This window comes from Streptomyces sp. NBC_01217 (assembly GCF_035994185.1).
GTDB lineage: Bacteria > Actinomycetota > Actinomycetes > Streptomycetales > Streptomycetaceae > Streptomyces.
Genome location: NZ_CP108538.1, coordinates 2,156,621 through 2,178,350 on the forward strand (window position 1 = coordinate 2,156,621; position 21,730 = coordinate 2,178,350).

21 protein-coding genes are annotated in these 21,730 nt (G+C 70.7%); 5 read left to right on the forward strand and 16 right to left on the reverse strand.

All coding sequences use genetic code 11. The annotated features are described in order from the left end of the window. Nucleotides 1-65 precede the first annotated feature (65 nt). Nucleotides 66-953 carry a winged helix-turn-helix transcriptional regulator gene (locus OG507_RS09370; protein ID WP_327366690.1) on the forward strand — a complete coding sequence of 296 codons (888 nt, stop codon included), beginning with the start codon at nt 66-68 and terminating at the stop codon, nt 951-953. A 19-nt stretch (nt 954-972) separates the two neighbouring features. Here OG507_RS09370 and OG507_RS09375 read toward each other — a convergent pair whose 3' ends face one another. Beyond that, entirely contained in the window at nt 973-1,509 is a 537-nt protein-coding gene (locus OG507_RS09375) for a TetR/AcrR family transcriptional regulator (protein ID WP_327366691.1), read from the reverse strand. Beyond that, nucleotides 1,509-1,829 carry a DMT family transporter gene (locus tag OG507_RS09380; RefSeq protein WP_327366692.1) on the reverse strand — a complete coding sequence of 107 codons (321 nt, stop codon included), beginning with the start codon at nt 1,827-1,829 and terminating at the stop codon, nt 1,509-1,511. Before OG507_RS09380 ends, OG507_RS09375 begins: the two co-directional genes overlap by 1 nt. Before the next feature lie 113 nt (nt 1,830-1,942). On the opposite strand from OG507_RS09380, the gene OG507_RS09385 reads away from it, so the two are divergent. Next, entirely contained in the window at nt 1,943-3,055 is a 1,113-nt protein-coding gene (locus OG507_RS09385; RefSeq protein ID WP_327366693.1) for a DUF7847 domain-containing protein, read from the forward strand. 141 nt (nt 3,056-3,196) lie between these two features. Here OG507_RS09385 and OG507_RS09390 read toward each other — a convergent pair whose 3' ends face one another. The 9 genes from OG507_RS09390 to OG507_RS09430 all read right to left on the reverse strand — a co-directional run bounded on the left by OG507_RS09390 (nt 3,197) and on the right by OG507_RS09430 (nt 11,374). Beyond that, complete coding sequence (locus tag OG507_RS09390; protein ID WP_327366694.1) at nt 3,197-4,591, reverse strand: DUF3616 domain-containing protein; 1,395 nt, start codon at nt 4,589-4,591, stop codon at nt 3,197-3,199. Nucleotides 4,592-4,746: 155 nt separating this feature from the next. Continuing rightward, complete coding sequence (locus OG507_RS09395) at nt 4,747-5,082, reverse strand: metal-sulfur cluster assembly factor (protein ID WP_327366695.1); 336 nt, start codon at nt 5,080-5,082, stop codon at nt 4,747-4,749. After that, nucleotides 5,079-5,534, reverse strand: coding sequence for a Fe-S cluster assembly sulfur transfer protein SufU (gene sufU, locus OG507_RS09400; RefSeq protein ID WP_327366696.1), 456 nt, complete (start codon nt 5,532-5,534; stop codon nt 5,079-5,081). Before sufU ends, OG507_RS09395 begins: the two co-directional genes overlap by 4 nt. Before the next feature lie 26 nt (nt 5,535-5,560). Beyond that, a complete protein-coding gene (locus OG507_RS09405) occupies nt 5,561-6,817 on the reverse strand; it encodes a cysteine desulfurase (protein ID WP_327366697.1) in 1,257 nt (418 codons plus the stop codon). Next, nucleotides 6,814-7,605, reverse strand: coding sequence for a Fe-S cluster assembly ATPase SufC (sufC, locus tag OG507_RS09410; protein ID WP_327366698.1), 792 nt, complete (start codon nt 7,603-7,605; stop codon nt 6,814-6,816). The genes OG507_RS09405 and sufC overlap by 4 nt, the downstream gene beginning before the upstream one ends. Before the next feature lie 7 nt (nt 7,606-7,612). After that, on the reverse strand, nt 7,613-7,930 hold the full coding sequence (locus OG507_RS09415) for a bifunctional 3-phenylpropionate/cinnamic acid dioxygenase ferredoxin subunit (protein ID WP_327366699.1): 318 nt from the start codon (nt 7,928-7,930) through the stop codon (nt 7,613-7,615). Beyond that, complete coding sequence (sufD, locus tag OG507_RS09420) at nt 7,930-9,147, reverse strand: Fe-S cluster assembly protein SufD (RefSeq protein WP_327366700.1); 1,218 nt, start codon at nt 9,145-9,147, stop codon at nt 7,930-7,932. Before sufD ends, OG507_RS09415 begins: the two co-directional genes overlap by 1 nt. Nucleotides 9,148-9,215: 68 nt before the next feature. Continuing rightward, a complete protein-coding gene (sufB, locus tag OG507_RS09425) occupies nt 9,216-10,637 on the reverse strand; it encodes a Fe-S cluster assembly protein SufB (protein ID WP_093899511.1) in 1,422 nt (473 codons plus the stop codon). Beyond that, on the reverse strand, nt 10,634-11,374 hold the full coding sequence (locus OG507_RS09430) for a helix-turn-helix transcriptional regulator (RefSeq protein WP_327366701.1): 741 nt from the start codon (nt 11,372-11,374) through the stop codon (nt 10,634-10,636). The genes sufB and OG507_RS09430 overlap by 4 nt, the downstream gene beginning before the upstream one ends. 136 nt (nt 11,375-11,510) lie before the next feature. Here OG507_RS09430 and OG507_RS09435 point away from each other — a divergent pair, with 136 nt between their 5' ends. The 3 genes from OG507_RS09435 (at nt 11,511) to OG507_RS09445 (ending at nt 14,291) form a co-directional block, all read left to right on the forward strand. Beyond that, the gene (locus OG507_RS09435; protein ID WP_327366702.1) at nt 11,511-12,437 is read left to right on the forward strand and encodes an ABC transporter ATP-binding protein; all 927 of its coding nucleotides are present in this window, start codon (nt 11,511-11,513) and stop codon (nt 12,435-12,437) included. Further along, a complete protein-coding gene (locus OG507_RS09440) occupies nt 12,434-13,201 on the forward strand; it encodes an ABC transporter permease (protein WP_327366703.1) in 768 nt (255 codons plus the stop codon). The genes OG507_RS09435 and OG507_RS09440 overlap by 4 nt, the downstream gene beginning before the upstream one ends. Nucleotides 13,202-13,277: 76 nt before the next feature. Further along, nucleotides 13,278-14,291 (forward strand): COX15/CtaA family protein, encoded by a 1,014-nt coding sequence (locus OG507_RS09445; protein WP_327366704.1) that lies wholly within the window; start codon nt 13,278-13,280, stop codon nt 14,289-14,291. A gap of 62 nt (nt 14,292-14,353) precedes the next feature. On the opposite strand, the gene OG507_RS09450 is transcribed toward OG507_RS09445, so the two are convergent. The 5 genes from OG507_RS09450 to OG507_RS09470 form a co-directional block, all read right to left on the reverse strand. Continuing rightward, on the reverse strand, nt 14,354-18,034 hold the full coding sequence (locus tag OG507_RS09450; RefSeq protein WP_442811094.1) for a discoidin domain-containing protein: 3,681 nt from the start codon (nt 18,032-18,034) through the stop codon (nt 14,354-14,356). A gap of 356 nt (nt 18,035-18,390) precedes the next feature. Further along, nucleotides 18,391-19,386: a sugar kinase gene (locus tag OG507_RS09455; protein ID WP_327366706.1), complete on the reverse strand. Its 996-nt coding sequence runs from the start codon at nt 19,384-19,386 to the stop codon at nt 18,391-18,393. After that, nucleotides 19,383-20,252, reverse strand: coding sequence for an SMP-30/gluconolactonase/LRE family protein (locus OG507_RS09460; RefSeq protein WP_327366707.1), 870 nt, complete (start codon nt 20,250-20,252; stop codon nt 19,383-19,385). Before OG507_RS09460 ends, OG507_RS09455 begins: the two co-directional genes overlap by 4 nt. After that, on the reverse strand, nt 20,249-20,890 hold the full coding sequence (locus tag OG507_RS09465) for a bifunctional 4-hydroxy-2-oxoglutarate aldolase/2-dehydro-3-deoxy-phosphogluconate aldolase (RefSeq protein WP_327366708.1): 642 nt from the start codon (nt 20,888-20,890) through the stop codon (nt 20,249-20,251). Before OG507_RS09465 ends, OG507_RS09460 begins: the two co-directional genes overlap by 4 nt. After that, on the reverse strand, nt 20,878-21,726 hold the full coding sequence (locus OG507_RS09470) for a hypothetical protein (RefSeq protein ID WP_327366709.1): 849 nt from the start codon (nt 21,724-21,726) through the stop codon (nt 20,878-20,880). Before OG507_RS09470 ends, OG507_RS09465 begins: the two co-directional genes overlap by 13 nt. Between the last annotated feature and the right edge of the window lie 4 nt (nt 21,727-21,730).

A 21,730-nucleotide genomic window follows, 5' to 3' on the forward strand; every position in this document is an offset into this window, starting at 1 on the left:
TGGCATCATGTTTTCCCGCAGGTCAATCAGGCAGTGGACGGCCGCGGGAGAAGAAGGAGGAGCCCATGCCCCAGCGCACCAGCCTGGCCGACGCCGACTGCGCGATCGCCCAGGCACTCGATGTCGTCGGCGACTGGTGGACCCTGCTGATCGTGCGGGACACGGCGCGCGGGGTGCACCGCTTCGACGCGCTCCAGGAAGAGCTGGGTGTGTCCCGCAAGGTGCTGACCGAGCGGCTGCGGCTGCTGGTCGACGCGGGGGTGCTGTCCCGGGAGCCGTATCAGGACCGGCCACCCCGGTACGAGTACCGGCTCACCCGGCGCGGCCACGCACTGCTGCCCGTACTGATCGCGCTCCAGGACTGGGGCGACGCCTGGGTGATGGGAGACGGAGAGATGACGGCAACGGCCACGGAGGCGTCGAGGGAGGCGGCCCGGGTGCACGCCCTGGTGGGCACGCGCCTGCCCGAGCTTCGACTGCTGGACTACGACGGCGCGTTGCGCGATCCGGTCGCCGACACCCCGTACACCGTCCTGTACTGCTTCCCCAGCGCCTACGCCCGCCGGGACGCGTACCCGCCGGGCTGGGCCGGGATCCCGGGCGCGAGCGGCTGCACCCTCGAATCCTGCACGTACCGCGACCAGTTGGCCCAATTCACGGCGGCGGGCGCGACCGTGCACGGGGTGTCCACCCAACGCCCGGACGAGCAGCGGGCGTTCGCGGACGCGGAGCGGCTGCGCTTCCCGCTGCTGTCGGACGCGGAGCTTGAGCTGACGGCGGCCCTGCGGCTGCCGACGTTCCGCGCTGCGGGAACCAGCCGGCTGAAGCGGCTGACCCTGGTGGTGGACCGGGACCGGACGGTCCGCGAGGCGCTGTATCCGATCACGGACATCGAGGCGAGCGTGCAGGCAGCGCTGACGGCGATCCGAAGGGCGAGCACGCCGGACGAGTGAGCGGCATCGGCCGGAGACGTCAGCCCGCGACGCGACGCAGCATCTCCCGCGCGTACGCCTCGTCGTACTCCCCGCCGGTCAGCAGCACCTGCAGACAGATCCCGTCCATGAGCGCGATCAGCGCCCGCGCCGTGGCCGGATCGGTCCGCCGGGACAGCAGTTCGGCCGTGCCGTCGGTCCACTCGGCGGCGACGGGCCGCAGCGCGGGCCTGCGGAGTGCGGAGAGGTAAAGCTCGTACTCCAGCTCGGGACGCCCGCGCCCGCCGGAGAAGTACTCCCCCAGCAGCCCGGCCAGTTCCCCTGCGAGGTCGGCCGCCGGGCCGGTCAACGCCCCGCTCGCCCGCACGACCTCGGTGAAGTGCTCGTTCGACCGGCGCAGCGCCGCGATCAACAGCTCGTCCAGCGAGGCGAAGTGATACGTCGTCGAGCCGAGCGGCACATCGGCCTCGGCCGCGACGGAGCGGTGGCTGAGCCCCGCGATGCCCTTCGCGCCGACCACCCGGATAGCGGCGTCGATGATGCGCTCGCGCCGCTCGGGGTCGTAACGGCGCGCCATCAGTGGGCCCCTCCCAGATTCAGCACCACCACACCCGCGATGACCAGCGCTATGCCCGCCAGTTTGACCGCGCTGCCGGACTCCCCCATGAAGAGGATGCCGATGGCGGCGACGGCGGCGGTGCCGATCCCGGCCCAGATGGCATAGGCGGTGCCCATCGACAGTGTCTTCAGTGTCTGGGCGAGCAGCGCGAAGGCGATGAGATAGCCCGCGACGGTGATGAGCGAGGGCCACAGGCGGGTGAAGCCCTCGCTGTACTTCATGGCCGTCGTACCGGCCACCTCCGCCGCTATCGCGACGGCGAGCAGTCCATATCCCATGTGTACGAGTGTACGCATCGCTGCCCGTGCCGAAAGTACGGCGGCTTTGCGTCATCCGGGGCGCTACGGTGTCCCGACCAGCACACATGACGACAACACACAACGGAGCAGCAGTGGCGCAGGACGCAGGGTGGGGCGGCGGTGCCTACGGCGGCGCACCGTACGGCGGAGCACCGGGATGGGGCGGGGGCGGCTGGATGCCACCGCCGAAGCCCGGAGTGATACCGCTGGTGCCCCTGAAGCTCGGGGACATACTCGGCGGCGCCTTCAGCACACTGGGGCGCTACTGGAAGCAGCTGTTCGGCATCGGCGCGGCCGTGTACGGCGGGGCGCTGGTCGTCGTGGGGGCGGCCGCGGTGATCGCGTACTCCGCGGTCAGCGACCATCTGGACCGGGTGATCTCGCTCAGCGCCGACGAGGACCCGTCCTCGAAGGACATCGTGCCGATACTGATCGCCCTGGGCTCCATCTGGCTGGTCGCCGTGGTCGCGTTCATGATCGGTACGGCCATGATGTACGCGACCGTTCCCACGGTCCTCCAGGAGGCGGTACTGGGCAGACCGACCACCTTCTCCGCCGTCTGGCGCCGGGCCTGGGCCCGGGTGCCCGCGGTGATCGGGACGGTGTTCCTGACCGCCCTGATCGTGATGGTTCCGATAGTGCTCGCGATGGTCGGCTTCATCGCCCTGATGATCGGCGCGACCACTCTGTCGGACGGCGCCGGGGCCGCGGTGTGGACCTCGCTCGGCCTCCTGGGCGCCCTGGCCACCGCACCCCTGGCGACCTGGCTCTGGGTAAAGTTCAGCCTGGCCCCCTCCTCCGTGGTCTTCGAGGGGCAGCGCCCGGTGGCTGCCCTGCGCCGCTCGTCGCAGCTGGTGCGCGGCGACTGGTGGCGGGTCTTCGGCATCAGCTTGCTGGCGTTCGTGATCGCGGCCACGGCGAGCTACATCATCCAGATCCCGTTCTCGTTCCTCGGCATGTTCTCCGGCATCATCGGCGGCTCGACCCTGGACGACGACCCGAACCCGGCCGCGGTCCTCCTCGCGATGAGCGGCTATCTGGTGACCTTCGCGCTGGGGCAGCTGATCGGCCAGCTGGTCTCGGCGACGTTCCCGCAGCTGGTGACCGGCCTGCTCTACGTCGACCGGCGAATGCGCACGGAGAACCTGGGCCCGGCCCTCGCCGAGGCAGCGGCCGTACCCGTACCACCGCAGTACGGCCCCTAGCCCCGCGCCGTGCCCGGCCTAGGCCCTCTCGCGCGCCCCGAGTCCTTCCGACGGGCAGCGTGACCGACAAGCCCCGCCGCATCCCGGCCCGGGATGCGGCGGGGCTTTCGCGTTGTGTGGGGGCGAATGCTCCCGTTGCCGTCAGCCGCCGACGGTGAACCAGACGGCCCTGGACTTCTTCCATTCGGCGTGGTCGAGGTCCTTCGCCTCCGTGCCGTCCCCGTACAGGTCGGCCGATCCGGCGTCCGTGATCAGCTGTGCCCGCGCGCCCGGAACCGTCAGGTCCGGTACGTCGACGACGGCCTCCCAGCCGCCCGGGTCGGCGGTCGGCAGATCGGCCCGCTTGACCGGGGCGTGCGCGGCGACACCGTCCCAGGTGTAGAGGGCGTACGGGTCGGAGTTGTCGTCGGCCGCCCAGGAACCGGCCACGATCAGATACTGGTCGGCGGCGTTCTTGCGGATGTCCCGGATGCTGAGCCCGCCGAGGTCCAGCTCGATCGGCGTACCCATGACCGCCTTCGCCCCGCTGCCGGCCACCTTGTCGAAGTTGGTGACGGGCACGATCAGGGCCTTGCCGCCCTCCTTCGGCGGCACGAGCGGCGCCCGGAAGCCGAGGTACGCGGTGGTCGTCGAGCCGGGCGCGAACTCCAGGCCCTCGATGTTGAACCCGTCGATCTGCTTGGGCACTTCACCGTCCGCCGTCCCCGCGGCGAAGCCGAAGCGGTTGCCGTTCGCCTTGTCCCAGGCGACGAGGTCGTCACGGAGCTTCTTGTACGAGCCGCCGACCGTCAGCTGGGTGGCGGCGCCCGACCCGCTCACCGTCGTGGTGAAGACGGTGTTGCGGTCGGACTTGTACTCGCCGTCCTTGTTGTTGCCGAGCGAACCGGTCCAGTAGATGGTGTTGCCGACCCGGGTCGCGCCCTCGATGTCGATCTCCTTGTCCGCCCCGAGCTTCGAGCCGACGTCCCAGCTCTTCACCGGCGCGCCGGAGGCGGAACGGTCGTACAGGCGCAGCGTGTTGGACTCGTCATCGGCCACTACGACGTATCCGCCACCGGCGTCGACGGCGGCCGAGGCGTCCGAGGAACCGGTGAGGTAACGGGTGTCGGCGGCGTTCTGCACGGCGGCGGAAGCGGCGTAGTGCAGCGTCTTGGTGGCGGTCTTGCCGCCGAGCCCGGTGACCTTGATCGTGAGGTCGGTGTAGCCGCGCCCGTGCGCGGCGACCGCGAGCTGCCGGGTGGCCCCGGTCCCCGTCACGGTCACATCGCCCGTGCCCGCGACGGACGACTTGGAGCTGGCGGAGGAGGCCACGCCGAGCGCGGTGACATCGGCGCCGCTCTGCGCGACGGTGACGCCGACCACGGGGTCGCCGCTCGCTCCGACGGCGCCGGAGAGGTAGGCGGCCGACAGGGTGATCGTCGGGGTTCCGTAACTCGCGGCGTGCGCGGGGGTGTTGGCCCCCAGGGCGGCCAGCACAAGAACGCCGGTCGTGGCGGCGGCCACCCGGCGGTTCTGGAGCGAAAGCTGATGCAGCACAGCGTGCCTCTCGTCGACGTGATGTCGACGAGTAGGTTCCGGTTCCCGCGCCAACGGCGGACACACATCTTGCGTACGGCAGACGAACAACGCCGAACGGCCCCCGGCAGGAACCGGGGGCCGTCACACGGTGCGATGAATTCCGCCGGCCGGTCTCAGACGTTGAAGCCCAGCGCGCGCAGCTGCTCGCGGCCGTCGTCCGTGATCTTGTCCGGGCCCCACGGCGGCATCCAGACCCAGTTGATCCGCAGCTCGCTGACGATGCCGTCGGTCGCGGACTTCGCCTGGTCCTCGATGACATCGGTCAGCGGGCAGGCCGCGGACGTCAGGGTCATGTCGAGGGTGGCGATGTTGGCGTCATCGATGTGGATGCCGTAGATCAGCCCCAGATTGACGACGTCGATGCCCAGCTCGGGGTCGACGACGTCGTACAGGGCCTCGCGGACCTCCTCCTCGGAGGCCGGCTTGCTCAGGGTCTCGTTCTCGCTCATGCCGTCTTCCCTTCGGACAGCGCTTTCGCCGTCGCGTCCTTCCACGCCATCCAGCTCAGCAGCGCGCACTTGACCCGGGCCGGGTACTTCGAGACACCGGCGAACGCGACCGCGTCCTCCAGCACCTCCTCCATCGCGTCGTCCGGCTCCAGCTGGCCCTTCGACTGCATCAGCTCCAGGAAGGTCTCCTGGATCTTCTGCGCCTCGCCCAGCTCCTTGCCGACCAACAGATCGTTCAGCACGGATGCGCTGGCCTGGCTGATGGAGCAGCCCTGACCTTCGTACGACACATCGGCGATGGTCTCGCCGTCGTACCTGACCCGGAGAGTGATCTCGTCGCCGCACGTCGGGTTGACGTGGTGCACCTCGGCGTCGCCGTCCCGCAGGCCGCGCCCGTGGGGGTGCTTGTAGTGGTCCAGGATCACTTCCTGGTACATGGAATCAAGCTTCACCAGTCAACCCTCAGCCGCTGTGCCTATTAACCGAAAAAGTTCCGTACGTGTTCCAGACCGTCCACCAGGGCGTCGACCTCGGCGGGCGTGGAGTACAGATAGAACGACGCTCGCGTCGTCGCAGGAATTCCGTACCGCAGGCAGACCGGCCGTGCGCAGTGGTGTCCGACCCGGACCGCTATGCCCTGCTCGTCGAGTACCTGGCCCACGTCGTGGGGGTGGATGTCGCCGAGCGTGAAGGAGATCGTGGCGCCGCGGTCCTCGGCCGTCGCAGGACCGATGATCCTGAGGTCCGGGACCTCCAGGAGCCGCTTCACCGCGTACTCGGTGATCGCGTGCTCGTGCCGGTAGATGTTCTCCATGCCGATCGCCGAGAGGTAGTCCACGGCCGCGCCGAGGCCGACGGCCTGGGCGATCGGGGGCGTACCGGCCTCGAACTTGTGCGGCGCGGGGGCGTACGTCGACGAGTGCATCGACACGGTCTCGATCATCTCGCCGCCACCGAGGAACGGCGGCAGGTCCTCCAGGAGCTCCTGTCGGCCCCAGAGCACGCCGATGCCGGTCGGGCCGACCATCTTGTGGCCGGTGAAGGCCACGAAGTCTGCCTGCAGCGCCTGCACGTCGAGCACCATGTGCGGGGCGGCCTGCGAGGCGTCGATGCAGACCAGCGCGCCGACCTGCTGGGCACGGCGGATGATCTTCTCGACCGGGTTGATCGTGCCCATGATGTTGGAGACCAGGGTGAAGGAGACGATCTTCGTCTTCTCCGTGATGATCTCGTCGATGTTGGACAGGTCGAGGCGGCCGTCGTCGGTGATGCCGAACCACTTCAGCTTCGCGCCGGTGCGCTGCGAGAGCAGCTGCCACGGCACGATGTTGGAGTGGTGCTCCATCTCCGTGGTGACGATCTCGGTGTCGTGGTCGACCCGGTAGGGCTCATCGGCCCAGCCGAGCATGTTGGCCACGAGGTTGAGCGACTCGGAGGCGTTCTTGGTGAAGATCACCTCGTTGCGGCTGGGCGCGTTGATGAACGCGGCGATCTTGTCACGGGCGCCCTCGTACAGCGCCGTGGCCTCCTCCGCAATCGTGTACACACCGCGGTGCACATTGGCGTTGTGCCGCTCGTAGTACTCGTTGAGTGCGTCGAGCACCTGGCGCGGCTTCTGCGAGGTCGCCGCACTGTCCAGGTAAACGATCTTCTTTCCGTCGTGGACCGTACGATCCAGCAGGGGGAAGTCCTTGCGGATCGCCTCGGTGTCGAGGAGGCCCGGCAGCTGTGTCACGCGACTTCCTCCTTTGAGTTCGCTCCGCTCACGGGGCCACCCTTCACATATGCCTCGTAGCCCTCGTTCTCCAGCTTGTCGGCGAGCTCGGCGCCGCCGGACTCGGCAATGCGGCCGTTGGCGAAGACGTGCACGAAGTCGGGCTTGATGTAGCGGAGGATCCGCGTGTAGTGCGTGATCAGCAGGGTGCCGACCTCGCCGGTCTCGCGGACCCGGTTGACGCCCTCGGAGACGATGCGCAGGGCGTCGACGTCCAGACCGGAGTCCGTCTCGTCGAGGATCGCGACCTTGGGCTTGAGGAGCTCCAGCTGAAGGATCTCGTGACGCTTCTTCTCACCGCCGGAGAAGCCCTCGTTGACATTGCGCTCGGCGAACGCCGGGTCCATCTGGAGCCGGCCCATCGTCTCCTTGACCTCCTTCACCCAGGTACGCAGCTTGGGCGCCTCGCCGCGCACGGCGGTGGCGGAGGTACGCAGGAAGTTGGAGACCGAGACACCGGGGATCTCGACCGGGTACTGCATCGCGAGGAACAGACCGGCGCGGGCGCGCTCGTCGACGGTCATCTCCAGGACGTCCTCGCCGTCCAGGGTCACCGAGCCGCTGGTGATCGTGTACTTGGGGTGACCCGCGAGGGAGTACGCGAGGGTGGACTTGCCGGACCCGTTGGGGCCCATGATGGCGTGGGTCTCGCCCTGCTTCACGATCAGGTCGACGCCCTTGAGGATCTCCTTAGTGGCGTTGTCGGCCTCGACGGAGACGTGCAGGTCGCGGATTTCAAGCGTTGCCATGGGTGACTCAGGACTCCTGGGTGACGGAGACGAGCACATCGTCCCCTTCGATCTTGACGGGGTATACGGGGACGGGGCGCGTCGCGGGAAGGCCGGACGGCTTGCCGGTGCGCAGGTCGAAGCTGGAGCCGTGCAGCCAGCACTCGATCATGCAGTCCTCGACCTCTCCCTCGGACAGTGAGACGTTCGCGTGCGAGCAGATGTCGTTGATCGCGAACACCTCGCCCTCGGTGCGGACGACGGACACCGGGATGCCGTCGAGCTCCACCCGCTTCGGGGTGTCGTCCTCCAGCTCACTCAGCGCACAGACTTTGACGAAGGCCATCAGACGGAAGCCTTCAGCTCGGTCTCGATCTTGTCGAGCAGCCGTGCCTCGACGTCGGGCAGACCGATCTGCTGGACGAGCTCGGCGAAGAAGCCGCGCACGACGAGCCGGCGGGCCTCCTCGGCCGGGATGCCGCGGGACATCAGGTAGAAGAGCTGCTCGTCGTCGAAGCGGCCGGTCGCGGAGGCGTGGCCGGCGCCGACGATCTCACCGGTCTCGATCTCCAGGTTCGGCACGGAGTCGACCCGCGCACCGTCCGTGAGGACGAGGTTGCGGTTCATCTCGTAGGTGTCGGTGCCCTCGGCCCTGGCCTGGATGAGGACGTCGCCGATCCACACCGCGTGTGCGCCCTCGCCCTGGAGCGCGCCCTTGTATGCGGCGTTGGACTTGCAGTGCGGGGTGTTGTGGTCGACCAGGAGGCGGTGCTCCTGGTGCTGGCCCCTGTCGGTGAAGTACAGGCCGAAGAGCTCGGCCTCGCCGCCGGGGCCCGCGTAGCTGACGCGCGGGTGGAGACGGACGAGGTCACCGCCGAAGGTGACGACGATCGACTTGAACGAGGCGTCCCGCCCGACCAGCGCGTTGTGCTGGCCGACGTGGACCGCGGACTCGTCCCAGTCCTGCACGGAGACGACGGTGAGCTTCGCGCCGTCGCCGAGGACGTAGTCCACGTTGGCGGCGAGCACCGCGTCACCGGTGTGGTCGATGACGACGACGGCCTCGGCGAAGGCACCCAGTTCGACGACCTGGTGGCCGTAGGCCACGCCGCCCTCGCCGTGCACCGCGATGCGGATCGGCTCGGTGAGCACGGCCTCCTTGGCGACCGTGACGACGGACGCCTGCTCGAAGGAGGAGTACGCCTGGGCGGCGACGCGGTCCACCGGGGTGCCGGCCTTGCCGAGCCGGGCGTCGTCGCGGCCGACGGTCTCGACCGTGACGCCCTCGGGGGCCTCGATCGCGACCTTCACGGCGCCGCCGGTGGCGACGGCCGTGCCGTCGTGCAGCCCGCGCAGCCGCTCCAGCGGGGTGAACCGCCATTCCTCCTCGCGACCGCGCGGGACCGGGAAGTCCGCGACGTCGAAGGACGGGGGCGCGCTCATGCGCGTGGCGACGGTCGACTCGGCGGCCACCGCGATGGATCCGGTGGTGGTGGACCCCGCCGGAGGGGGCCCCCCCGCTCGAGCGGAGCCGAGAGTGGGGGAGTTCTGAGCCTCAGCCATGGCTGTCGTAGTGCTCGCTTTCTCTGTCAAAAGTCGGGGGATTCGGTCGTCAGGCTGTGCCAGCCCTGTTAGCCGACCGAGCCCTCCATCTGCAGCTCGATCAGCCGGTTGAGCTCAAGGGCGTACTCCATCGGCAGCTCCTTCGCGATCGGCTCGACAAAGCCGCGCACGATCATCGCCATCGCCTCGAACTCCGTCAGACCGCGGCTCATCAGGTAGAAGAGCTGGTCCTCGGAGACCTTGGAGACGGTCGCCTCGTGGCCCATCGACACGTCGTCCTCGCGGACGTCGACGTAGGGGTAGGTGTCGGAGCGCGAGATCGTGTCGACCAGCAGCGCGTCACAGAGCACGTTGGACTTCGCGCCCGGCGCGCCCTCGCCGATCTCGATCAGACCGCGGTAGGAGGTGCGGCCGCCGCCCCGGGCCACCGACTTGGAGACGATGTTGGAGGAGGTGTTCGGCGCCATGTGGACCATCTTCGCGCCGGCGTCCTGGTGCTGGCCCTCGCCCGCGAAGGCGATGGACAGGGTCTCGCCCTTGGCGTGCTCGCCCATCAGGTAGACGGCCGGGTACTTCATGGTGACCTTGGAGCCGATGTTGCCGTCGACCCACTCCATGGTCGCGCCCTCGTAGGCCACGGCGCGCTTGGTGACCAGGTTGTAGACGTTGTTCGACCAGTTCTGGATCGTCGTGTAGCGGCAGCGGCCGCCCTTCTTCACGATGATCTCGACCACCGCGGAGTGCAGCGAGTCGGAGGAGTAGATCGGCGCGGTGCAGCCCTCGACGTAGTGGACGTAGGCGTCCTCGTCGACGATGATCAGCGTCCGCTCGAACTGGCCCATGTTCTCCGTGTTGATACGGAAGTAGGCCTGCAGCGGGATGTCGACGCGGACACCCTTGGGCACGTAGATGAACGAGCCGCCGGACCACACGGCCGAGTTCAGCGAGGCGAACTTGTTGTCGCCGACCGGGATGACGGTGCCGAAGTACTCCTTGAAGAGCTCCGGGTGCTCCTTCAGCGCGGTGTCGGTGTCGAGGAAGATGACGCCCTGCTCCTCCAGATCCTCACGGATCTGGTGGTAGACGACCTCCGACTCGTACTGCGCGGCGACACCGGCGACCAGGCGCTGCTTCTCCGCCTCCGGGATACCGAGCTTGTCGTAGGTGTTCTTGATGTCCTCGGGCAGGTCCTCCCAGGACTCGGCCTGCTTCTCCGTGGACCGCACGAAGTACTTGATGTTGTCGAAGTCGATGCCCGACAGATCGGAGCCCCAGTTCGGCATGGGCTTCTTGTCGAAGAGCCTGAGGCCCTTGAGACGTAGCTTCAGCATCCACTCGGGCTCGTTCTTCTTCGCCGAGATGTCGCGGACGACATCCTCGGAGAGCCCGCGCTTGGCCGCCGCGCCTGCCGCGTCGGAGTCGGCCCAGCCGAATTCGTACGTACCCAGACCCTCGAGCTCAGGGTGGGCAGTCTCCGTGGGGAGCGTCATGCGGGGTTCCTCCCGGCCGTGCTTGCAGATGCTGAATTGGTGGTCTGTGGTGCTGAGTGGCCGCTGCGCGGGATGTACGTCGTGCACACGCCGTCGCCGTGGGCGATGGTGGCCAGACGCTGGACGTGCGTCCCGAGGAGGCTGGAGAAGAACTCCGTCTCCGCCTCGCACAGCTGCGGATACTGCTCGGCGACATGGGCGACCGGGCAGTGGTGCTGGCACAACTGCTCGCCCTGCTGCGGGCCGGGCGCGCTACGCGCCGTAGCAGCGTACCCGTCGGCGGACAAGGCCTTGGCCAGCACCTCGGCGCGCTCCTCGGGGTCCGCGGCCTCGATCGCCGCGCGGTAGGCCTCGTACTGGGCCGCGATCCTGGCCCGGGCGAAAGCGACGACCGCCTCGTCGCCCGAGGTCTCGGCGATCCAGCGCAGGGCGTCCGCGGCGAGCTTGTCGTAGGACTGGTCGAAGGCGTCGCGCCCGCAGTCGGTGAGGACGAACGCCTTGGCCGGGCGGCCACGGGTCCGCGCCCCGTACACCCGCTGCTCACGGGCCTCGACGACGCCGTCGGACACGAGGGCGTCGAGATGGCGGCGGACCGCGGCCTGGGTGAGGCCGAGGCGCTTCGCCAGCTCGGCGACCGTGGACGGGCCGTGGTCCAGGATGGAGCGCACGACCCGGTTGCGCGTCGAGCGCTCCCCGGTCGCGAGTTCCTCCTGCGGAGCCTCGCCAACGTTTTTCACAACGCCATTGTTGCGTAATTCATCCGGCCCTGACAACCACGGTCCGGAACGATCTACGGTGCCGTTCATCACTTAGGGTTACCTAATTCGGCCCCGGGACACGGCTTCTTTCCGCCCTTGCCTAGACTTACCGGCCATGAAGAGCGAGTCCGTCGTACAGGTCAGAAACCTGGTGAAGCGGTACGGGACCAAGACCGCTGTGGACGGCCTCGACCTGTGCGTCCGCACCGGCGCGGTCACCGCCGTCCTCGGCCCCAACGGCGCCGGAAAGACCACCACCATAGAAACCTGCGAGGGCTACCGCCGCCCGGATGACGGGACGGTCCGCGTCCTCGGCCTCGACCCGGTCACCGACGCCGCGAAGCTCCGCCCCCGGATCGGCGTGATGCTCCAGTCGGGTGGCGTCTACTCCGGGGCACGCGCCGACGAGATGCTCCGCCACATGGCGAAGCTCCACGCCCACCCTCTGGACGTCGACGCCCTGATCGAACGCCTGGGCCTGGGCGGCTGCGGTCGCACCACCTACCGTCGGCTCTCCGGCGGCCAGCAGCAGCGGCTCGCCCTGGCGATGGCCGTCGTCGGCCGCCCCGAACTGGTCTTCCTGGACGAACCGACCGCCGGCCTCGACCCGCAGGCCCGCCGCTCCACCTGGGATCTCCTGCGGGAGCTGCGCTCCGACGGCGTATCGGTCGTCCTCACCACACACTTCATGGACGAGGCCGAGGAGCTCGCCGACGACGTCGCCGTCATCGACGCGGGCCGGGTCATCGCCCAGGGCAGCCCCGAGGCGCTCTGCCGCGGCGGGGCCGAGAACACCCTGCGCTTCACCGGCCGCCCCGGCCTCGACCTCGGCTCCCTCCTGAAGGCGCTGCCCGACGGCACTCAGGCGGCCGAACTCACCTCGGGCACGTACCGCATCACCGGTGATGTCGACCCGCAGCTGCTGGCCACCGTCACCTCCTGGTGCGCGCAGCACGGAGTGATGCCGTCCGGCATCTCCGTGGAGCGCCACACCCTGGAGGACGTCTTCCTGGAACTGACCGGCAAGGAGCTGCGCGCATGAGCGCCGGTACGTACACCCCGCAGGCGGGCGCCGCCCCGCTGTCCCGCATGATCACCGCGCAGGCCGCGCTGGAGACGCGGATGCTGCTGCGCAACGGCGAGCAGCTGCTGCTGACCGTGATCATCCCGACGCTGCTGCTGGTGCTGTTCAGCGCGGTCGACATCGTGGACACGGGCGCGGGTGAATCCGTCGACTTCCTGACGCCCGGCGTTCTCGCGCTCGCCGTGATGTCGACGGCCTTCACCGGCCAGGCCATCTCCACCGGCTTCGAGCGGCGGTACGGGGTGCTCAAGCGGCTCGGTGCCTCACCGCTGCCCCGCTGGGCGCTGATGGCCGCCAAGACGCTCGCCGTGCTGGTCACCGAGGTGCTGCAGGTGGTGCTCCTCACTGTGATCGCGTTCGCGCTGGGCTGGTCGCCGGACGGCAACCCGTTCGCCGTCCTGGTCCTGCTCGTGCTCGGCACCGCGGCCTTCTCCGGGCTCGGGCTGCTGATGGCCGGGACGCTGAAGGCGGAGGCGACGCTCGCCGCTGCCAATCTGGTCTTCCTGCTGCTGCTGGTCGGCGGCGGGGTCATCGTGCCGCTGGAGAAGTTCCCGGACGCGGTGCAGTCGGTGCTGGGGCTGCTGCCGATCGCGGCCCTGTCGGACGGGCTGCGGGACGTGCTCCAGCACGGCGCGTCGATGCCGTGGGGCGACCTCGGCATCCTCACGGTGTGGGCGGTGCTCGGGCTGGGCGCGGCGGCGAGGTTCTTCCGCTGGGAGTGAGCCGTCGGGCGCGCTCCGCCGACGGTTCGGGGTAACTCGTCCCCCTCGTGAAAGCTTGCACAAGCCGCCGCCTACGATGGTGCGCGTGCCCAAGCTGACCCGAGCCGAAGTCGCTCAAGCCGCGCGGAACCCGCTCCTCTTCATCGCCGGGCGATGGAATCCCTCCCCCCGCACGGTCCGCCGTGCGGCCATGTCGGCCGTCGTCATGGCCGTGCTCATCGTCGTGACCGGCGGCGCGGTGCGGCTGACCGGCTCCGGCCTCGGCTGCCCGACCTGGCCCAAGTGCACCGACGAGTCCCTGACGGCGACCAGCGCGATGGGCTTCCACGGCGCCATCGAGTTCGGCAACCGGATGCTGACGTACGTACTGTGCGCGGCCGTCGGGTGGGCGATCATCGCCGCCCGGTCCGCGAAGCCCTGGCGGCGCAGCCTCACCCGGCTCGGCTGGGCGCAGTTCTGGGTGGTCATGGGCAACGCGGTGCTCGGCGGCATCGTGGTGCTGGTCGGCCTCAACCCGTACACCGTCGCCGCGCACTTCCTGCTCTCCACGGCGCTGCTCACCGTCGCGATGCTGACCTGGCAGCGCACCCGCGAGGGCGACGGGGCGCCCCGCCCGCTGGTGGGCAGGGCGGTGTCCCAGCTGACCTGGCTGCTCGTGGTCGCGGCCGGGCTGCTGATCGCGGTCGGCACGGTCGTCACGGGCGCCGGACGGCACGCGGGTGACTCCAGCGACGTCCACCGCATCCCGATCGACTGGAAGATGATCACGCAGCTGCACGCCGATCTGGCCTGGGCCGTGGTGGCGCTGACCGTGGCTCTCTGGTTCGTCCTCAGGGCCGTGGACGCGCCCGCGGGCCCGCTCCACCGCGCCCGTGATCTCTTTTTGGTGCTGCTGGGGCAGGGCGTGATCGGTTATGTCCAGTACTTCACGGACACCCCGGAGGTCCTCGTCGGCCTGCACATGTTCGGCTCGTGCCTGGTGTGGATCGCGGTCGTGCGGGTGCTGCTGTCGCTGCGCGAGCGCCCGGTGGCCGGCGCCCCGGTGCCCGTCCCCGCCGCCGCGCAGCCCGAGCCCGCCGCGGCGGGCTGAGCCCTCTGCGTTCGAGCCGGTTCACGGGCAGCCTGACCTGCCCGTGAACCGGCGGGCGGTCGCTACCCGGTGACCGAGCGCGACACGTTGTATCCCTCCACCACGAGCCTGGGACGGGCCCGGCCCTCGGTGTCGTGGCTCCAGTCGGCCTCTATCTCGCGCTGCTCGCCGGGCAGCAGCCACAGATAGTTGTCGCTGAAGCAGGCCGGCAGCACGCGCCGGGCGGTGCGCCGGTCGCGCAGCGAGAGCCGCACCATGGCGGCGACGGTGGCGCCGTCGTTGCGCACGACCGCCTTCACCTTTCCGCCCGGACCCCTGCCGTGACCGGAGACGTCCGACACCGAACGCACCGTGACCCGGGTGTCGGCCAGCTTGTTCAGCGCGCCCAGATCTGCCGGGGCACGGTAGCGCCAGTAGGTGTTGCGCGACAGTACGGTGCCGTGCGCGTCCACGAGTTCCAGGCGCAGCAGGTGCAGCGCGGGCAGCGAGTCGCTCCAGCCCACCACGTCACCGGTCGCGGCGGCCGACGGGGCGAGGTCCACGGCGCTGCGCGTCGGCTCGCCCAGGCGCTGTCCCCGCAGGTCGTACAGGGTCGCGGTGACGGTCGCCCCCTTGATGGCGCGGGTGGTGTGGTTGACCGCGCCGGTACGCCAGTCGACCGGGTTCACCTGTACGTGCACGGGCTCGGTGCCCTTGCGGACGCCGTGGTAGAAGCCGTTGACGTCCAGGTCGTAGTCGTAGGTCTGCCAGACGGTGCTGTGCCAGGCCGGGTGCGACATCCACAGCAGCAGCCCGGAGGCGTTGTCCCAGAGGCGGGTGTTCCACGCCTCGAACATCGCCCGGCCGTTCTCGTAGTTGATCAGCTGTGCCTTGCGGGTGAAGTCCGCCAGGCCCGTCGCCGCGCCCAGGCGCTCCTCGATCGCCGCCTGGTAGCTCTGCGGCTGCTGATTGCCCTTGCGCGCCCAGTCGTGGGCGCCCCACACATCGCCGATGGGCCAGGCCGGTTCGTCGCCGACGAGGTTCTTCATCGACTCCTCGACGGGCAGGACGGGCATCCCGATCTCGGTGTGGAAGCCGAAGTCCCCGGTGTTGAAGTACGAGGTGGGGTCGACCCAGTTGTACGGTCCGCGTCCCTTGACGACGCCGTCGGCGGAGCTGCCCATGTAGAGGATGCCCGGTGCTTCGGCGGTCACCAGTTCCCGTACGCCGGTGTCGATGTCGGCGGGCGGGGTGCCCTCGTTGGAACCGCACCACACCACGATGCTGGGGTGGTGGCGGTAGGCGCGGACGGTGTCCAGCGCGTTGCGCAGGTACTCCGCGTGGTCCGGCGGGTTCATGGACCAGCCGTTCCAGAAGTCGTTCCAGACCAGCAGGCCGTTCTCGTCGCAGGCCGCGAAGAACTCCTCGCGGTTGCTGCTGCCCACCCAGTTGCGGATCATCGTGAAGTTCATGTCACGGTGCATCCGTACGGTGTCCTCGGTCCGGCCGTCCAGGGCGCGGCGCAGCAGCTCGTCATAGCCCCAGTTGCCGCCGCGGCAGAACACCCGGGTGCCGTTGACCGAGATCTGCAGCTGCCGGACCGGCGGCTGTTCGACGCTCTTGGCCTCGGTCCACTCCTGTCCGTCCGGCGAGACCTGTACGAGGAATTTCTTCGCGTAGGCGGTCTCCCAGTCGAGCACCAGCCGGTTCACGGAGACGGCCGAGCCGAGGTCGACCTGGATCCACTCCCCGTCGGCGAACGCGGAGGACCAGCGGGTCGTGCGGTCCCCGTCCACCACGTTGGAGGCGGGTCCGGTGCCGTCCGACGAGGAGGCATCTGCGGTCGCTCCCCGGGCCAGGTCCTTGTCCGGAGCGGCGTCGCCGTACACCGAGAGCGACCACAGGGAGATGCCCCAGTCGGTCGCCCGCTTCGTCCCGACGAGCCGCACGTAGCGGGCCTGCCGCGCCTCGAACTCCACGCTCTGGCTGCCGTGCCCGGCGACGAAGTCGACCGGCATGCCGTAGACGTAGCCGAACTCCCTGATGCCGAAGCGCAGTTCGCGTCGGTCGGTCGCCGCTCCGCCGGTCTCGGCCTTCAGCGTGAGGTCGTACAGATCGGGGCTGCCGTAGCCGTTGGGCCACCAGAGCTTCGGCCGCCGCACGCGCAGGGCGGGGAACTCCTTCGGCGCCAGGACGACATCGGCAAACTCCCCGGCCGGTACGGTCACCGACTTGGCGACACGCACATCGCCGAACGCGGCGCGCACGGTGATCCGCCGCGCCTCGGAGCCGGTGTTGCGGACCGGGACGGTGAGGGTGACCTCGGCGACGTCAAGCGCGGGCAGGTCCGGCAGTGTGGTGGTGATCTGCGGATCTTCCAGGACGGCGCCGCCGGTGGAGCGCAGCCGTACGTGGTTCCAGATACCGGCGGCCCGGTCGCGCACCGGCGGCATCCAGTCCCAGCCGGAGACGGAGAGATAGGTCGGCCCGTTGCGCATCATCATGGTGGCGCCCGCGTCCAGCCAGGACTCGCCGCCGGGGCCCTTGTCCGCGGGGCTGCCCGGCAGGGGCATGGGGCTGATCCGTACGGCCAGTACGTTGTTCTTCCTGCCGTCGTCATGCAGCGCGTCGGTGATGTCGAAGGACTCCCGGGCGAAGGGGTGGCTCATCGCGCCGACCCGGGTGCCGTTGAGCCAGATCTCCGCCGCGTGGTTGATTCCGTCGAACTCCAGCCGGATCCGGCGGCCGCGGCCGGTGTCGAGGCCGTGCGGCAGCCCGAACTCCCGCCGGTACCACCAGGAGTGCCGGGACAGCGCCTCGGGGACCTTGAGGTTGTTGAGACCGGTCACCGGGTCGGGCAGATGTCCCTGCTCGACCAGGGAGGCCAGGACCGTGCCGGGGACGGTGGCCGGGAGCCAGTCGGCGATGTCCACCCCGGAGCCGGAGACCACCGCGCCGTCGTCGGCCGGTGCGAAGTCGTCCATGGTCAGCGCCCAGCCGGATTCGAGCGGGACGGTGCCGTCGGCCGCGACCACCAGGGCGGGCGCGGGGGTGCGGGGCATGGACCAGTCGGTCCAGCTCTCGGCGGCCGGGCGCCCGGCCGAGGCACGGCCGTGGATCCGCAGGCCGTTGAGGCCGAGCGGGTTCTCGTTGGAGCGCTCGGCCACGGTCAGCCGCACCCACCGGCCGGTGGCCGGCTTGTCGAGCGCGATGGTCATGGCGCCGCCGCGGCCGTCGGTGGCGCGGTGCACGGTGGTCCAGTTCCGCTCGTCCTCGGACACCTCCAGGGTGAACGCGACCGCGCAGCTGGACAGGATCTCCTTGCCGGTCGTGCCGTCGCGGGGGTTGCCGCCCGTGCCGGGGACGAAGGGCGGGTCGGAGATCTCGGCCTCGAAGACCAGCTCCACCGACTCCACGGTGCACCGGGCCTGGAGGTCCACGGCGATCCACTGCGGGTCACCGGGCCCGGCCCGCCAGCCGGTCCCCCGGACGCCCGGGACGGCGAGCCCGTCGACGGCGAACTCCGGCACGGTGGCCGCGTACGCGGTGGAGGAGACCTTGACCGGGCGGGCGGCCGCGAGTTCGACCACCGCCCCGCCCGGACCGCCCCTGCTTTCGGCCGCGGCCATGGAGGCGGGCAGCGCGGCACTGATGCCGAAGGCGGCCAGCAGCGTGGTGTTGGCGGCCAGGAACCGGCGCCTGGAGACCGGGGGGACGCCTGCCGGGCCCGCGGTGTCGGCTGCCTGCGCTCCGGCGGTGTCCACTGCTGTCCTGACGTCGCTGTCCAGAGGTGTGTCAGCGGGTTGTTCCGGCACTCCGGCCTCCTGGCTGAGGAAAAGGGACGACTAGAGAGGAGATGACAACGTTGTCAGACGTCAGGAGTGAGGCCTGAAGTCAATGGATGGAGGAGGTGGGCCCGTCGGCCCGGCCGACGTCGGCCGGGCCCCGGGAAGGGACCGCCGACTGCCGGACGAAGAAGCTGTGCCACGGCGATTTGCGGGTGGGGACCGGGATCCTGACGGACTGCCCGGTACCGGCCGCGCCGTGCGCCCCATTAAAGATCGCTCCACCGACGCTTGTAAAGAGTCCGAAACATGGCGGCTCCCCGCCCGTGGCCGGGTCACCGTCCTCGCGCCCATTCCTGCGGCGCCGCGTCCAGCAGTCCGGCGATCCGGGCACGGTCCGGCAGCGGCCCGTGGTCACCGGTGACGCGCAGCGCGGCGCCCGCGGTGATATGCCCGAGCCGCAGCGCCCTTACGGTGTCCTCGCCGCGCAGCAGTCCGGCCAGGAACCCGGCCGCGAACGCGTCGCCGGCGCCCACCGGTTCGACGACCTCGACCCCGGGCGCGGCCACGGTGTGGACCTCGGCGCCGTCGAAGGCGGTGGCGGCCCGCCCGCCGTCCTTGACGACGAGGATGCGCGGCCGGGGCAGCAGCTCCCGCACGGCGGCCGCGTCAACCAGTCCGTCCCCCCACAGGGTCTGCGCCTCGTCGAGGCCGACGAAGACGATGTCCGCCCGCCGGGCGAGGTCGAACAGTACGGCGGCCGCCGTGCCGTCCGTCCACAGGGCGGGCCGGTGGTTGACGTCGAAGCTGACGGGGCAGGGGCGTTCGTCGGCCGGGGGTTCCAGCAGCGCGGTGACCAGGTCCCGGCAGCCATCGGAGAGCGCCGGGGTGATGCCGCTGAGGTGGATGAGCCCGGCGGTGCGCACGGCGTCGTCGTCCAGCAGCTCCGGGGTCAGGGCCGAGGCTGCGGAGCCGCGGCGGTAGTAGTGCACCCGGGTGCCGTCGGTGCCGGGGTCCTTGACGAGGAGTCCGGTCGGGCGGTGCGGATCGGTGCGCACACCGCTGATGTCGACGCCGGACGCGGCCACTTCGGTACGGATCCGGCGGCCGAACGGGTCGTCGCCGAGGGCGGAGACCCAGCGGGCGGGCACAGCGTGGTCGGCGAGGTACATCGCCACATTGGATTCGGCGCCCGCGATCCGTACCCCGAGCAGACCGGCGCCGTCCAGCGGGGCCGCGGGTTCCGGGACCAGCGCGGCCATGGTCTCCCCGATGCAGGTCACCGGGGGCCGGGCGGGCCATCGCGTCCCCGGACGGGATGCCGCGGTCATGCGGAACTCTCCGGCCGGTAGGGGGCGGTGGGCAGGCCCGGAACCCCGACCCGCACGGCGAAGACCGCGCCGTCCAGCGGTCCGGGTGCGGCGAGGCCGTGCCGGGCGCTGGTGACGTACAGGGTGTCCCCGTCGAGGCACAGCCCGGCGGGCTGCACCGCGGGGAGCCGGATCTGCCGGTCCAGGGTGCCGTCGGCGCGGTAGCGGCGGACGGTGCCGGTGCCCCAGACCGCGGTCCACAGGGCGCCCTCGGCGTCGACCGTCATGCCGTCCGGGCTGCCCCGGTCGAGCACGGCGAAGGTGTCCGGCGCGCCCGGCAGCCCGCTGTCCGGGTCGACCGGGTAGCGGCGGATGACGCCCTTCGCGCTGTCGGCGAGGTACATCACGGTGCCGTCCGCCCCGAACGCCGGGCCGTTGGGCACGGTGAGGCCGTCCAGCACCCGGATCACCGTGCCGTCGTGGCCGACCCGGTAGAGGGAGCCCGCGCCCTCCTCTGCGTCGTACGCCATGCTGCCCGCCCAGAACCGGCCGAGTGGATCGGCGGTGGCGTCGTTCATCCGCATCGGCGTGGCAGCCCCGTCCTCGGGGCGGTCGAGCCACTCGGGACGTCCGTCCGGGCCGATCAGGCAGATACCGGTCCCGGCGGCCGCGATCCAGTGGCCGGGGCGCCCGTGGACGGGGGCGACCGCGCCCAACGGCTCGGTGAGCCGGGCCAGTTCGGTCAGCGGGGCCGTGCGGTCGGCGGGGCCGCTCAGCAGCCGTCCGGTGAGGATGTCGACGAGGACGACGCGGCCGCCGACCGCGCGGATCCCCTCGCCGAGCCCGAGCCGGTCCTGCCACTGGACGGCCGGTGCGCCGGCGCTCATCGCCCGGCGTCCGCGGGAAGGCGTACGGCATCGAGGAAGGCGCGGGTGCGTTCGCGCAGCGCGTCGGGGCTGCCTCCGTCGGCCGCGTCGCCGACCAGCGGGGAGCCGACGCCCACGGCGACCGCGCCCCGGGCGAGATAGCTACGGGCCAGTTCGGCGTCCACTCCCCCGACCGGCACGAACGGCGCGTCCGGGAACGGCCCGCGCAGCGCCTTCAGATAGCCGGGGCCTCCGGCCTGTTCGGCGGGGAAGATCTTGTACGCGTCGGCGCCGAGGCGCTGCGCCGCGACGACGTCGGCCGGGGTCATCACTCCGGCCAGCACGGGCAGCCCGAGGCGCTTCGCCTCGGTGACGCCCTCGCAGACGGCCGGGGTGACGACGAAGTCGGCTCCCGCGTCGCGTACCGCCCGCGCGTCCTCGGCGGTCAGGACGGTGCCCGCGCCGAGCGGTGCGGCCGGGCCGAGGGCGGCGCGGGCCCGGCGGATGACGTCGAGCGTGCCCTTTCCGCTGAGGGAGACCTCGATGAGGGCAAGGCCCTCATCGGCGAGGGTGAGTACGGTCCTGAGTGCGGCATCCGCGTCGGCGCCGCGCACGATGGCGACGATCCGGTGGGTGCGCAGCGCGGTCAGCAGATCCATGTGCGGGTTCCCTTTCCTTTCTGTACTGCTGTTGCTCTCTCTGTCCGCGTCGCCGCCTGTGCCGTCACGGTGAGGCGCCAGCGGACCTCGCCGCTGTCCGGCACGCGGGCGGCGTCCCCGTCCCCGGCGGCCGCCAGGTCGAAGACCCGGCCGAGCATCGGCTCGACCCCGACGGAGCGGTACGGTTCCTGCTCGGGGAAGCCCCCGAGGTTGCGCCACAGTGCGACGGACACCGGCTGGCCCTCGGCCTCGACGGCCAGGCGCAGGGTGGCCGAACCGTCGTGGACGTGCACGTGCGGGGTGTCGACGATCGCGCCGACGGCCGTCCCGTCGTCCGGACCGAGCCGGTCGAGGCCGCCGTCCCGGCCGGGCTGCGAGGGCCAGGAGCAGGGGGTCCACCGCGCGCCGCCGTCCGGGTAGAGGCGGGTCGGTGCGCCGTCCCCGATCCCGATGCGGGCCTCCTCCGAGAGATCGAGCAGGGCGTGGGCGGCCCACAGGAAGCGGTAGCCGGGGTCCGCCGTGAGCCGGTAGTCGACCACCACCCCGTCCCCGTCGGCGTGGATCAGACGGCTGAGTCCGAAGTCGGGGCAGTCGACGGACTCGGTGCCGTCGGCGGCCCGTTGCCAGGGCCGGGCCCAGGCGTCGCCGTGGTCGGGAGTGCCGCGCACCGTCGGTACGCACTCCTCCAGTCCACCGGCGTCGGCGAAGGCGTCGCCCGGACGGACGCCGGGGCGGCGCGGCTCCTCGCGGTGCCAGAGCCATTCGCGTCCGGCCGCCCGCAGGGACGTCCACCGTCCGCCGTGCGCCGGGTCGGTCCCGATCCGCGGCGGGGTCACGGCG